Annotated in this window: 10 protein-coding genes; 3 read left to right on the forward strand and 7 right to left on the reverse strand. The window is 52.7% G+C overall.

The genetic code is table 11. From position 1 onward, the window contains the following. Nucleotides 1–79 precede the first annotated feature (79 nt). Nucleotides 80–2014 (reverse strand): murein transglycosylase, encoded by a 1935-nt coding sequence (sltY, locus tag AB1E22_RS06375; protein ID WP_367594586.1) that lies wholly within the window; start codon nucleotides 2012–2014, stop codon nucleotides 80–82. A gap of 230 nt (nucleotides 2015–2244) precedes the next feature. On the opposite strand from sltY, the gene ettA reads away from it, so the two are divergent. Then, a complete protein-coding gene (ettA, locus tag AB1E22_RS06380; RefSeq protein WP_367594587.1) occupies nucleotides 2245–3912 on the forward strand; it encodes an energy-dependent translational throttle protein EttA in 1668 nt (555 codons plus the stop codon). Nucleotides 3913–4036: 124 nt separating this feature from the next. On the opposite strand, the gene nadR is transcribed toward ettA, so the two are convergent. Genes nadR through serB form a run of 3 tightly spaced genes read right to left on the reverse strand, consistent with a single transcriptional unit; the run spans nucleotide 4037 to nucleotide 7661 of the window. Then, entirely contained in the window at nucleotides 4037–5269 is a 1233-nt protein-coding gene (gene nadR, locus AB1E22_RS06385) for a multifunctional transcriptional regulator/nicotinamide-nucleotide adenylyltransferase/ribosylnicotinamide kinase NadR (RefSeq protein WP_367594588.1), read from the reverse strand. Nucleotides 5270–5301: 32 nt separating this feature from the next. After that, nucleotides 5302–6684 (reverse strand): DNA repair protein RadA, encoded by a 1383-nt coding sequence (gene radA / locus AB1E22_RS06390; RefSeq protein WP_367594589.1) that lies wholly within the window; start codon nucleotides 6682–6684, stop codon nucleotides 5302–5304. Next, a complete protein-coding gene (gene serB / locus AB1E22_RS06395; RefSeq protein ID WP_367594590.1) occupies nucleotides 6684–7661 on the reverse strand; it encodes a phosphoserine phosphatase in 978 nt (325 codons plus the stop codon). Before serB ends, radA begins: the two co-directional genes overlap by 1 nt. A 180-nt stretch (nucleotides 7662–7841) precedes the next feature. On the opposite strand from serB, the gene AB1E22_RS06400 reads away from it, so the two are divergent. Continuing rightward, nucleotides 7842–8492, forward strand: a complete 651-nt coding sequence (locus AB1E22_RS06400; protein ID WP_367594591.1) for a YtjB family periplasmic protein — start codon at nucleotides 7842–7844, stop codon at nucleotides 8490–8492. A gap of 19 nt (nucleotides 8493–8511) precedes the next feature. Continuing rightward, the gene (lplA, locus tag AB1E22_RS06405; protein ID WP_367594592.1) at nucleotides 8512–9528 is read left to right on the forward strand and encodes a lipoate--protein ligase LplA; all 1017 of its coding nucleotides are present in this window, start codon (nucleotides 8512–8514) and stop codon (nucleotides 9526–9528) included. Here lplA and yjjJ read toward each other — a convergent pair. The 3 genes from yjjJ to deoB all read right to left on the reverse strand — a co-directional run bounded on the left by yjjJ (nucleotide 9525) and on the right by deoB (nucleotide 12991). Next, nucleotides 9525–10853: a type II toxin-antitoxin system HipA family toxin YjjJ gene (gene yjjJ, locus AB1E22_RS06410; protein ID WP_367594593.1), complete on the reverse strand. Its 1329-nt coding sequence runs from the start codon at nucleotides 10851–10853 to the stop codon at nucleotides 9525–9527. The genes lplA and yjjJ overlap by 4 nt on opposite strands. Before the next feature lie 135 nt (nucleotides 10854–10988). Further along, entirely contained in the window at nucleotides 10989–11708 is a 720-nt protein-coding gene (gene deoD, locus AB1E22_RS06415) for a purine-nucleoside phosphorylase (protein WP_367594594.1), read from the reverse strand. Between the two features lie 59 nt (nucleotides 11709–11767). Continuing rightward, nucleotides 11768–12991, reverse strand: a complete 1224-nt coding sequence (deoB, locus tag AB1E22_RS06420) for a phosphopentomutase (protein WP_367594595.1) — start codon at nucleotides 12989–12991, stop codon at nucleotides 11768–11770. Between the last annotated feature and the right edge of the window lie 62 nt (nucleotides 12992–13053).

Genomic DNA, 13053 nt, shown 5'->3' on the forward strand with positions numbered 1-13053 from the left:
ACTAGTACGACAGGATAACATATACCCAAAATAATTCGAGTTGTGGCCAACACCGCCACAACTTGAAGAATGCAGGGTATCAATAACGGCGTTGCCACTCAGCGTCTGTCAGCAATGGCGCAGATTTCCCCATGAAGTATTGGTAGTACGCATCATAAGCCAGCACGTTTTTCACATATCCACGCGTTTCAGAGAACGGAATACTCTCGACAAACGCCACCGCGTCAATGCGCCCCGCGCTGTTGCCAAGCCAGGTCCTGACTCGTCCAGGCCCTGCGTTATACGCGGCAGAGGAGAAAATCCGGTTGTTCTCAAATTGCTGATAAACGGACTGCAAATACGTGGTACCAATATTAATGTTGGTTTCCGGGTCGAGTAGCTGGCTTGGGTTGCTGTAGCCTGGAATATTGAACACTTTTACCGTATGCGCGGCGGTCGTTGGCATCACCTGCATCAGCCCGCTCGCACCCACTGGCGATCTCACTTTCGGGTTCCAGGCACTTTCCTGACGGGCAATCGCCATCGCGTAACTTTGTGAGATATCTTTTCCGCTCACGTAGCGGGAGAAAATATCTTTATAAGCCAACGGGAAGCGCTCTTCGAGATGATCCCAAAGTTTACCGGCGATCGTTGCCTGCACGCTCAGATCCCACCAGCTTTGATCAAACGCGTAGCGGGCTAATCCTTCCTGCTCGGGTTTGCTGCGGCTGGTGATTAAATTCGCCCATTCGCTTCGCGCAGTGTTATCCATATTCCAGTACATCAGTTCGCGCACCCGTGCCATTTCTGGCCCCTGAACCAACGCGGGATTCACCGCTACCGCTTTGTCGACGCGCAGCGGATACTCTTCCCCTAAGCGTTGAGCTGCCACCATCGGATAAAACCCGCGCTGTTGCATTAACGAATGGAGGATCTCTTTTGCTTCCTCATCGCGTCCGCGCTCCAGCAGCAGATCCGCCTGCCAGTAACGCCATTCGTCTTTTTCTTTGGCTTCCATCGGCAAACGCGCAAGCCAGGTATTCAGGCCGTCACGATCGCCGCTGCCTAATGCCATACGTACCCGGCGTTCAACTAAGGTGGTGGAATTTGAGCGCATGATAACGTCATCCCGCCACGCGGCCTGGTCGGCAGTCACATCGTTGCCCATCAAGCCCCAGGCAACGGTGTCTCTGAGTTCCTGAGCCTGAGCGTCATTAAGCTGTTGCGCTTGCACCAGAGACGGGATCATCAGCCGGGCATTTTCCACGTCTTGCCGAGCAACGCGAGTGAAGGCAACGGCTGCAACCTGGCGCGTAAAGTCCGTTGCCCCAACGCTTCGGGCGAATGTCAGAACGGTATTCGGATCGTTTTGCAGGCTAATGAGCGCGCTGGAAATAGTCTGGTAATCCGCAGGCATTTGGCTGGCAAGATTGTTTACCAGCGAGGCATTGCCCTCTTTCATCGCGAGCCTAATCCGCTCCAGATAGGCCAGGGGGTCTTGTGTTCCGGACGCGCGCCATGCGGAAAACAGGCGATCGCAGCTCGACGGCAGATTTTTACCGGTTAGCCACAACTCTTTAGCGCCTGCCCAGGCGGCATCTGCCTGGCCGGTATTCCACTTCGCGTAGTAATAATTACACTTAGATTCGGTGGTGCCCGGCTGGTCTGGGCTAAACGCCAGTAGGCCACGCCAGTCCTCACGGCGCGCCAGTTCATTCACAAAGCGTGATTTCAGCGAACGGGCTGGCGGAAGCGTGGGGTTCGCCACAATAAACTGATTTACGACGAGCGTAGGCTCATTCATTAAATCGTCAGTTATCTGGCGATATTCGAGATAGGGATAGAGCGGATAATCCTGCAACGTGGGCAGCATTTGTTGCACCACATCCATTTGCTTGTTATCCCACGCTTGCTTGATTTGTGCGTATCGGTTGCGTTGTTCATCAAGCGAATCCGCTCGAGCCACGCCGGCGATGGTGGCCAGGCAAACGCCTGCAGCCAATATCCGCCATACAACTTGTCTGGCATTCCCCACAAGTTCTCCTCATCTGTTTCAAGGCGGCATCATGCCACCACGTTACCTTCATGCTAACCAAGGGGGCGCTATTGCGCCACGCTCGAACGGTATAATTTACGAATTACGACACTAAGCACGTACGGGCTAACACAACTGGCTCCCTGCTCTGGGCTTAGCTGGTGAAAACGGCTACACTTCGCCATTGATAAGCTCCCCCTTAAATCACGAAAAAGAGGCGAAGTCGCATTGTGGCTCAATTCGTTTATACCATGCATCGTGTCGGCAAAGTTGTTCCGCCGAAACGTCATATTCTGAAAAATATCTCGCTCAGTTTCTTCCCTGGCGCCAAGATTGGTGTACTGGGTCTGAACGGTGCCGGTAAATCCACGCTGCTGCGCATTATGGCCGGCATTGATACCGACATCGAAGGCGAAGCCCGCCCGCAACCGGGTATTAAAATTGGCTATTTACAGCAGGAACCACAGCTCAATCTGGAGCACACGGTTCGCGAATCTGTTGAAGAAGCGGTTTCTGAAGTCGTTAACGCCCTCAAAGGTCTGGATGAGGTGTATGCGAAGTACGCCGAACCCGATGCTGACTTCGATAAGCTCGCTGCACAGCAGGGCAAATTTGAAGAGATCATTCAGGCGCATGATGGTCACAACCTGAATGTCCAACTGGAGCGCGCGGCCGATGCCCTGCGCCTGCCAGATTGGGACGCAAAAATTGCTAACTTGTCTGGTGGTGAGCGCCGCCGTGTAGCTCTGTGCCGCCTGCTGCTTGAAAAACCTGACATGCTGCTGCTCGACGAACCAACGAACCACCTGGATGCAGAATCCGTGGCATGGCTCGAGCGCTTCCTGCACGACTTCGAAGGTACCGTTGTGGCGATCACCCACGACCGTTACTTCCTTGATAATGTTGCGGGCTGGATTCTGGAACTTGACCGCGGCGAAGGTATTCCGTGGGAAGGCAACTACTCCTCCTGGCTTGAGCAGAAAGACGCACGTCTGGCTCAGGAAGCCTCAACGGAAGCGGCTCGCCGTAAATCCATTGAGAAAGAGCTGGAGTGGGTTCGTCAGGGCGCGAAAGGCCGCCAGTCTAAAGGTAAGGCGCGTCTGGCTCGCTTTGAAGAACTGAACAACACCGAATACCAGAAACGTAACGAAACTAACGAACTGTTTATTCCACCAGGTGCTCGCCTGGGCGATAAAGTCGTTGAGGTTACCAACCTGCGTAAATCCTACGGCGACCGTCTGCTGATTGACGATTTGTCCTTCTCCGTGCCGAAAGGTGCGATTGTGGGGATCATCGGCCCGAACGGCGCAGGTAAATCTACTCTGTTCCGTATGATGTCCGGCCAGGAACAACCTGATAGCGGCACCATCGAACTGGGTGAAACCGTTAAACTGGCATCCGTCGATCAGTTCCGTGACGCAATGGATGGCAGCAAAACCGTGTGGGAAGAAGTTTCCGGCGGGCAGGACATCATGCGTATCGGCAACACCGAAATGCCAAGCCGCGCTTATGTGGGCCGCTTTAACTTTAAAGGCGTTGACCAGGGTAAACGCGTTGGTGAACTGTCCGGTGGTGAGCGTGGCCGTCTGCATCTGGCGAAATTGCTGCAAGTTGGCGGCAACGTACTGCTGCTTGATGAACCAACAAACGACCTGGATATCGAAACCCTGCGCGCGTTAGAAAACGCCCTGCTGGAATTCCCGGGCTGTGCGATGGTTATCTCGCACGACCGTTGGTTCCTGGACCGTATCGCGACTCACATTCTGGATTACCAGGATGAAGGCAAAGTTGAATTCTTTGAAGGCAACTTTACCGAATACGAAGAGTACAAGAAACGCACCCTGGGTGCGGATGCGCTTGAGCCTAAGCGTATTAAGTACAAACGTGTGACCAAGTAGTAAAAAGGGGCGCTCAAAGCGCCCCTTCTGTTTTGGCTGGGTCCGTTGATAATCCGCTGGATGGCGCCCCCCTACACCATGTAGGCCGGGAAAGCGCTGGCACCACCCAACAAATCAGCAGAGACTATGCCTGCCCGCCAATCATGTTTTTCACCAGCTCCACACAGCGTAAAAAACGCGAATCGTAGTCAGACTCTTCCACATGAACGTAGCTGATATTGTTTTCTTCTAGCATTTCGACCAAAAGATTCTGGAAGGACTTTCGGTCCGTATCACTGCCCAGGCTGCGCAATCCATCGGCCACCCACGGCGTGTTGTTCTCAAGCAAAATCACTAGATCGAAACGGTATTCGTCGATCAGCGCCTGCACAAACGGGTGTTCACGCCCTTCGTACTTTTTGCAAAACGCCTGCGTGGTGACAAAGTCGGTGTCAATAAACGCCACTTTATTGGCATATTTCACTGCAAAATCAACATACTGTGCATGGCCGATGGCGATTTTGTCATAGTCAGAATATTGCAGCGCCATTTCGTCACCGCCAAGGTGAGAAAAGACATAGTCCCGTCCATACTCCCAGGCACTGGTGGTGTTGAAAATGTTGGCGAGCTTATTCACCATCCATGATTTACCGCTCGATTCACCGCCAAGAATGGCCACAGTTCTGACAAAAAACGGTTTAACTTCTGTCGGAATATATTCCCAGTAACGGAACGGGTTTTCACGAATCTGCCCGCCGCTGATATTCATAAACGTACGTTTCGGATCGATAAGCACCGTTTCGATGCCGAGCTGCTCGATAAACCGCGGGGCATCGCCCTCTTCCGAGGTGTAAATACGGTCGGCATTAATCCCTTTGCTTTCCATAAAGGCTTTGATACCGCGGCTCCAGACATCCCAACCGTGCGGATACGGCTCCATGCCTTCTTCATTAAACGAATGAATACGAATGTTTTTCTGGTATTTAAAGGTTTGAAGCAGCCAGCGCAGGCGGTCACCGGTGGTGGGCTGTTGAGACATAGCGCTGTCTTCAAACAGCAGGCGGTCGCGCGTTTCGTCATAGCCCATGATGATATGCAGTTCATCAACCTGGCTTGCGGCGCGCTGGATTAAATAGATATGCCCGGTATGCAGCGGGTAGAACTTACCGAAAACCACGCCGACGGTTTTCTCGCGTCGTGGAAATTCCAGCCCCAGGAAACGGTGTAATGCTTCAAGTTTTTGGGCACTTGGGCTTTTGATTTTGGCATTTAGTAACTGGCTTAAATAGCCTTTGGTCATGCCGCAGGCTTCTGCAACTTGCTGCAGAGTCACGCTCTGCTGACGAATAGCGGTCTTCAGATATTCGAAAGACGACATGCTGCCTCCTGCAAAAATGGGCGAATAATCAATTATAAGTCGTCAAAAACTGAGAGTGCATCAGCGAGTTTTTTCACACCGAAAACCTGCATCCCTTCCGGTAGTTTTTTTGGTACGTTGGCCTGCGGAACAATCGCGCGTTTAAAGCCGTGTTTTGCCGCTTCGGAAATACGTTCCTGGCCGCTTGGCACCGGGCGAATTTCCCCCGCTAAACCCACTTCGCCAAACACCACGAGATCTTGAGGCAGCGCTCTGTTTCTAAGACTGGAAACCATCGCTAAGAGCAGCGCCAGGTCAGCACTGGTTTCGGTAACTTTCACCCCGCCAACCACGTTCACAAACACGTCCTGGTCCGCCATTTGCAAACCACCGTGGCGGTGGAGCACGGCCAGCAAAATCGCCAGACGGTTTTGCTCAAGGCCAACAGCGACACGGCGCGGGTTGGACATCATGGATTGATCCACCAGCGCCTGAATCTCTACCAGCAGCGGGCGCGTCCCTTCCCATACCACCATCACCGAGCTGCCCGGCGTGATTTCATCACCACGGCTGAGGAAGATGGCGGAAGGGTTACTCACTTCGCGCAGCCCCTGCTCCGTCATGGCAAATACGCCCAGCTCATTCACCGCCCCAAAACGGTTTTTATGACTGCGCAAAGTACGGAAGCGGGAATCAGCATCGCCGTCGAGCATTACCGAGCAGTCGATGCAGTGTTCAAGCACTTTTGGCCCTGCAAGCGAGCCATCTTTGGTGACGTGACCCACCATGATAATCGCCACGCCACGGGTTTTAGCAAAGCGCGTCAGATAAGCCGCAGACTCACGCACCTGCGCCACGCTGCCCGGCGACGATTGCACGTCAGCCATGTGCATGACCTGAATGGAGTCGATAACCATCAGCTTCGGGGCTTCTTCTTCGGCGATCATGCAGATTTGTTCGATGCCGGTTTCTGAAAGCATGTTCAGGTTGTTGGTGGGTAAACCCAGACGATGCGCACGCATCGCGACTTGTTGTAACGACTCTTCGCCCGTCACATACAGCGTTTTCATCTGTTCGCTGAGTTTGCACAGCGTTTGCAGTAGCAGCGTGGATTTACCGGCACCGGGGTTACCGCCAATCAGAATCGCGCTGCCAGGTACGACACCGCCGCCCAAGACGCGATCAAACTCTTTGAAGCCGGTGGAAAAACGTGGCAGTTCTTCGAGGCTAATATCAGAAAGTTTTTGTACTTTGCTGACGCCTGCGCTGCCAGCATAGCCGGACAAACGCTCGTTACGCGCAACGGTCGGAGAGGCGGCAATGCGCACCTCCGTGATAGTGTTCCATGCGTGACAGGCGCTGCACTGCCCCTGCCAGCGAGGATAATCTGCCCCACATTCATTACAGACAAATGCGCGTTTCGGAGCTTTCGCCATTAACGTTCTTCCTGAATAAGACTGCCGGAAAGAATACAGAATACACCCATCAAGTCGGCGTGACGGATGGTGATTTCTGTTTTCTCATTTACTTTTGGTTTTGCGTGGAAGGCAATGCCCAAACCGGCAGACTGAATCATCGGTAAATCATTTGCACCGTCGCCAATAGCGACAGTTTGCGCGACGGGGATTTCATATTTATCCGCCAGGCGCTTGAGCGTTTCGGCTTTAAACTGCGCATCGACGATTTGACCAATCACTTCGCCCGTCAGCTTGCCGTCGCAAATTTCCAGCTCGTTTGCCACTACCGCATGCAGATGCAGTTTTTCGCGCAGGTATTCTGCGAAGAAGGTGAATCCGCCGGACGCAATCGCCACTTTCCAACCCAATGATTCAAGCTTGAGAACCAGCGACGTCAGGCCTGGCATCAACGGCAGTTCATCACGAACCTGACGCAAAATAGAGGCGTTCGCCCCTTTAAGCGTGCCGACGCGTTGCCTCAGGCTGGCGGTGAAGTCCAGCTCACCGCGCATGGCGCGTTCGGTGACTTCAGCCACCATTTCGCCGGTTCCTGCCAGTTTGGCAATTTCATCGATGCATTCGATTTGGATGGCGGTGGAGTCCATGTCCATCACCAGCAGGCCTGGCGTACGTAAATGGGGAATTTTGCCAAGCGGAGCAACGTCCAGCCCAGCTTCATGAGCCAGTTTGGTCGCGCGCGGCGTTAAAGAGCCCGCCAGGCGAATTACCTGATAATCTTCAACACACCATGCGGTAACAATAACCATCGCCGCACCGAGCTTACGTTGATAGCGATTCAGGCACTCTTTATCCAGATTCCGACCATACAGAAGCCAGCCGCTGCGGCCAGCACGGTAATCGAGTGGCATAACTTCATCGCCACTTAACGATAGCGGCAACCCAGGCCAGAGGGAGACATCGGTGGGCAGGTCGCACCAGGTCAGACTATTTGGCATTACAGCTCCAGAATAAAGATAAAGGCCAGAGTATACCGATTCGCATTCGAGTTGCAGGTAGGCGGCCAGGACGCTCACCCCTGCAGCTTGAAGGATGAGGGGTATAAAACAACGCATGAGGCTACCTTGTCTGTGCGGCTTCTGGCAACATTAAAGTAATCAATTTTCCTAAGGTGCATTATGGCTCGGGCAAAAATGAAATTCAGGCTGCATCGTGCAGTAATTGTGCTTATCTGCCTCGCACTTTTAGTCGCGTTAATGCAGGGCGCATCGTGGTTTAGCCAGGGGCATCAACAAGCCCGTAATGTCCAGCTTGAAGAGCTGGCAAGAACGCTGGCACGCCAGGTGAGTTTTAACCTGCTACCAATGATGAAATCTGAAAATCCGGATGAGAAAAAGATCTCCGTCGTGCTGGCTTTATTAACTAAAGACAGCCGCATTTTGGATGCAGGCGTGTATGACGATAGCGGCGGCCAAATCGCCCGAGCCGGTGAAGGGATTGGTGTGCGCGACAGGCTTGCGCTGGATGGTAAAAAAGCAGGAAGCTATTTTAATCAGCAAATCGTGCAACCCATTGAAGATAAAGACGGGCCGGTGGGGTATTTGCGTATTACTCTCGATACCCACACGCTCGCCACCGAAGCCAAACAGGTGGATAACACGACCAACATTCTGCGCCTGATGATGTTACTGGCGCTGGCAATCGGCATGGTACTGACGCGTACGCTTTTACAGGGCAAACGCACCCGCTGGCAGCAGTCTCCTTTCCTTCTTACTGCGAATGCCGAAGTGAAGGAAGATGAAGACGATCAGAGCGCCACTAAACCTTAAATAAGAAAGGATTTCTGCTATGACAACGCTACGCCTGCTTATTTCTGATTCATATGATCCGTGGTTCAACCTGGCGGTGGAAGAGTGTATTTTCCGCCAGATGCCCGCCACGCAGCGCGTGCTCTTTCTGTGGCGCAATGCGGATACGGTGGTTATTGGCCGCGCGCAAAACCCGTGGAAAGAGTGCAATACCCGGCGCATGGAAGAAGACAACGTGCGGCTGGCAAGGCGCAGCAGCGGTGGCGGCGCGGTGTTCCACGATCTGGGCAATACCTGCTTTACGTTTATGGCGGGCAAACCGGAATACGATAAAAGTGTCTCTACCGCCATCGTGGTGAATGCGCTTAATTCCCTCGGAATTAGTGCGAACGCTTCGGGACGCAACGATCTGGAAGTCGCAACGCCCGATGGGGCGCGCAAAGTTTCAGGTTCGGCTTACAAAGAGACAATGGATCGCGGTTTCCATCACGGCACACTGTTACTGAATGCCGATTTAAGCCGCCTGGCAAATTACCTCAATCCTGATGAGAAAAAACTTCAGGCGAAAGGTATTACTTCGGTGCGCGGGCGCGTGGCAAACCTCAGCGATCTCCTGCCTGGCCTGACACATGAGCAAATTTGCGATGTGGTGCGCGAATCATTCTTTGCTTACTACGGCGAGCGCGTAGAAGCGGAGCACATCTCCCCGGATGCATTGCCAGATTTACCCGGCTTCGCTGAAACTTTCGCGCGGCAAAGCAGTTGGGAGTGGAACTTCGGCCAGGCTCCTGCCTTTAGCCATTTGTTGGATCAGCGTTTTACCTGGGGCGGCGTAGAGCTGCATTTCGACGTTGAGAAAGGGCATATCACCCGCACGCAGATATTTACCGACAGCCTGAATCCCGCCCCGCTTGAAGCGCTGGCGGCTCGTTTGCAAGGCTGTTTGTATCGCAGCGATATGTTGCAACAGCAGTGCGAAACGCTGATTGCTGATTTCCCGGAACAGGAAATGGAACTGCGTGAGTTGAGTGCCTGGATTGCACAGACGGTGCGTTAAGCGAGACGCTGAATACGAGTTTCAACTTCTTTTAGCTGTTGCGTCATTTGCAAAGCTTGTTCCCGAAACCCTTCGCTGATTTGCAAATTCTGGCTCACTTCGAGCCAGAAATGCTGAGCAAAAGGCAGCATTTCCAGCCAAATATCTTTAGGTATTTCAGGGTCTATCTGCACAGTTGTGGGCTGCTGGCGCATGCTACCGGCGCTGTTAGGAGCAAAAGCCATGGGTAGCATGTCGTAGACCGGGGCAAGCATGAGTGGCTTGTCCGAGAGAAAGAATGAAAGATTGCCCGCATGCATATCACTGTTAGCAATCAGTCGCCCAAATGCCCAAATTTTTTGGGTCAGCCGCAACGTAAATGGCTCAACCACTTTTTGCGCCAGCAATTCAGCTACGGCTGCCGGCCAGGGCTTCGGTCCACTGACAAATTCACACTGCACGGCTTCAAGGGAGACGATCCCTCTGCGCCCTTGCATACCGACACAATCAAAACGTACCACTTCAAGGAAAGTTTGCTGCTGTGCGGTTCTCAGCACGCGAGCCTGAGATGCGGGGATCTCCGCCTGGTTCAGAACATTTAGCGCGAGCGCTTCAGAATGCAGCAAATCACTCCAGCGCTGGCTATTTTCATTCTGCACGGGCGGAGTAAATTTGACGATAACCTGCGCAGCCCCGGATTCGGTCTGTGCATAGCAAGAAAATTTGGGTTGCTCGCCACCGGCAAACGACCCCACAACTTCACCAGCCAGCGCGAATTTTGCAAAATCCTGGTAGACCGCGAGTTTACTGGCTTCGGAAATTAACGGCTGGGTCGGCGCATCAAACCAACGGCGATAGCTCTGCTCGCCGACTAACCACCCTCCCAGATTTTCAGGTGCCTGCTGTGATAGCGCCCACAACACATCTTCTTCCTGCCACAAACGGATATCTTCCGGCAATCCTGAAAGCTGAGCGATTCGCCGCCCCCAGGCTCTTCCTAAAAAACCCTGGGGACGTAAATCGGTCAAATACCAGGGTAGTCCATCAAACCACTGAGTTTCGCCATTTTTTAATATCACCAGGCAACTGCCTTGCGGCCAAACCGGATACAACTGACCAAAATGCCAGGCCTGGCCTGCATCATCTATTTGCCATAGCGGGAACACCCGCATATTGCGTACAGGTCGAATCAAGGCATAGCGGGTTGCTCGGGCATGACCAAATTTAACAACATCGCTTTCAGCATTCACAAAGCGTGAGAATGTCGCCTGGCTAATACCCAGTTTCTGACGCAATAAACTCGCAGGCTGTGCCCCATGCAATAACAGATCTGTCAGCAGGCTCATATGAATAGATTCATGAATAGATACTTGAATAGATTTATAGCGCTAAATTATTGAAGGGTAAAACTAAGGGTTTTAAAGATGAAGAGAGTATGAATAGATAAAGATTAAGGGCGCAGTACAGCGCCCTTATAAAACTTACTCTTTGTCGCCCAGTAACACAGATTCAAGAGCAATCTTGATCATGTCGTTAAAGGTAGTCTGGCGCTCTTCTGCAGTGGTTTGCTCGTGAGTACGGATATGGTCAGACACTGTGCAGATAGTCAGGGCTTTCGCACCGAACTCTGCTGCCACACCGTAGATACCCGCCGCTTCCATTTCCACGCCCAGGATGCCGTATTTTTCCATTACGTCAAACATTTGCGGGTCCGGAGTATAGAACAGGTCGGCAGAGAAGATGTTGCCTACGCGAGCATCAACGCCCAGCGCTTTAGCCGCATCAACCGCATTACGCACCATGTCGAAGTCAGCGATAGCTGCGAAGTCATGGTCTTTGAAACGCAGACGGTTCACTTTGGAATCGGTGCAAGCACCCATGCCGATAACCACATCACGCAGTTTCACGTCAGCACGTACCGCGCCGCAAGAACCCACGCGAATGATTTTCTTCACGCCGAAATCAGTGATCAGCTCTTTGGTGTAGATGGAGCAGGACGGGATACCCATACCGTGACCCATTACAGAGATTTTGCGGCCTTTGTAAGTCCCGGTGAAACCTAGCATGCCACGCACGTTGTTAACTTCACGAACATCTTCCAGGAAGGTTTCTGCAATATGTTTTGCGCGCAGCGGGTCGCCCGGCATCAGTACGACGTCTGCGAAATCACCCATCTCTGCATTAATATGAGGCGTTGCCATCTTTTTATTCCTTGTTTAAAGAGGTTCAGTGCGGGCGGCAATTCAGCCGCCCGACAAAATCACAGCATGTTTTTGCCGTAGTCCATTGGAGACGTGCCAAAATAACTGGCCACCGTCTGACCGATATCCGCGAAGGTTTCACGGTGGCCCAGAGAACCGGCTTTCACTTTCGGGCCGTAGACCAACACTGGAATGTGCTCGCGAGTATGGTCGGTACCTTGCCAGGTTGGGTCACAGCCGTGGTCAGCGGTGAGGATTAAAATATCGTCCTCTTTCAGCAGTTCCATCAGCTCAGGCAAACGGCGGTCAAACAGTTCCAGCGCGGCGGCATAGCCCGCAACATCACGACGGTGGCCGTAAGAGGAGTCGAAATCAACGAAGTTAGTGAAGACGATAGTCTCGTCGCCCGCTTCTTTCATCTCTTTGATAGTGGCATCAAATAACGCATCCAGACCTGTCGCTTTCACTTTTTTGGTGATACCGACTTCAGCATAGATATCCGCAATTTTACCCACAGAAACAACCTGACCATTTTTCTCATCAACCAGTTTTTTCAACACGGTTGGAGCGGGTGGTTCAACAGCCAGATCATGGCGGTTACCGGTACGCTGGAAGTTACCCGCTTTGTCGCCGATAAACGGACGAGCGATGACACGACCAATGTTGTAGCCGCCTTCGGTCAGCTCTTCGCGTGCGATTTCGCACAGTTCGTAGAGTTTATCCAGACCGTAAGTCTCTTCGTGGCAGGCAATCTGGAACACGGAGTCAGCAGAGGTATAGAAAATCGGCTTGCCGGTTTTCATATGCTCTTCGCCCAGTTGATCCAAAATTACGGTACCGGAAGAGTGGCAGTTACCGAGATAACCCGGCAGATTGGCACGTTTAACCAGCTTTTCCAGCAGTTCTTGCGGGAAGCTGTTTTCATGGTCGCTGAAATAGCCCCAGTCAAACAGCACAGGCACACCAGCAATTTCCCAGTGGCCTGACGGAGTATCTTTACCTGATGAGAGCTCATGCGCCCAACCATATGCCCCGATAACGTCTGCGTTACCGTCCATACCCGCTGGGATTTTACCGGTAGAGCCTTCTGCGGCTTTAACCAGCCCCAGACGCGTCAGGTTTGGCAGATGCAGAGGCCCTTTACGGCCATGGTCTGCTTCGCCTTTTGCACAAGCTTCTGCGATATGACCAAAAGTATCAGAGCCAACGTCGCCGAAGCGGTCAGCATCTTCAGTCGCGCCAATGCCGAAAGAGTCCAGCACCATAATAAATGCACGTTTCATAATTTCTCCTGCGTCGTTGCGCCTGAAACGCCCGAAGGCGTTTCAAAAAGTGATCAGATCAG

Source organism: Buttiauxella gaviniae (assembly GCF_040786275.1).
GTDB classification, from domain to species: Bacteria; Pseudomonadota; Gammaproteobacteria; order Enterobacterales; family Enterobacteriaceae; genus Buttiauxella; species Buttiauxella gaviniae_A.

Excerpts from the sequence above, each read along its gene's own strand:
- nadR (WP_367594588.1), bottom strand. The coding sequence starts at position 5,269 with ATGTCGTCTTTCGAATATCTGAAGACCGCTATTCGTCAGCAGAGCGTG.
- radA (WP_367594589.1), bottom strand. The coding sequence starts at position 6,684 with ATGGCGAAAGCTCCGAAACGCGCATTTGTCTGTAATGAATGTGGGGCA.
- serB (WP_367594590.1), bottom strand. The coding sequence starts at position 7,661 with ATGCCAAATAGTCTGACCTGGTGCGACCTGCCCACCGATGTCTCCCTC.
- AB1E22_RS06400 (WP_367594591.1), top strand. The coding sequence starts at position 7,842 with ATGGCTCGGGCAAAAATGAAATTCAGGCTGCATCGTGCAGTAATTGTG.
- lplA (WP_367594592.1), top strand. The coding sequence starts at position 8,512 with ATGACAACGCTACGCCTGCTTATTTCTGATTCATATGATCCGTGGTTC.
- yjjJ (WP_367594593.1), bottom strand. The coding sequence starts at position 10,853 with ATGAGCCTGCTGACAGATCTGTTATTGCATGGGGCACAGCCTGCGAGT.
- deoD (WP_367594594.1), bottom strand. The coding sequence starts at position 11,708 with ATGGCAACGCCTCATATTAATGCAGAGATGGGTGATTTCGCAGACGTC.
- deoB (WP_367594595.1), bottom strand. The coding sequence starts at position 12,991 with ATGAAACGTGCATTTATTATGGTGCTGGACTCTTTCGGCATTGGCGCG.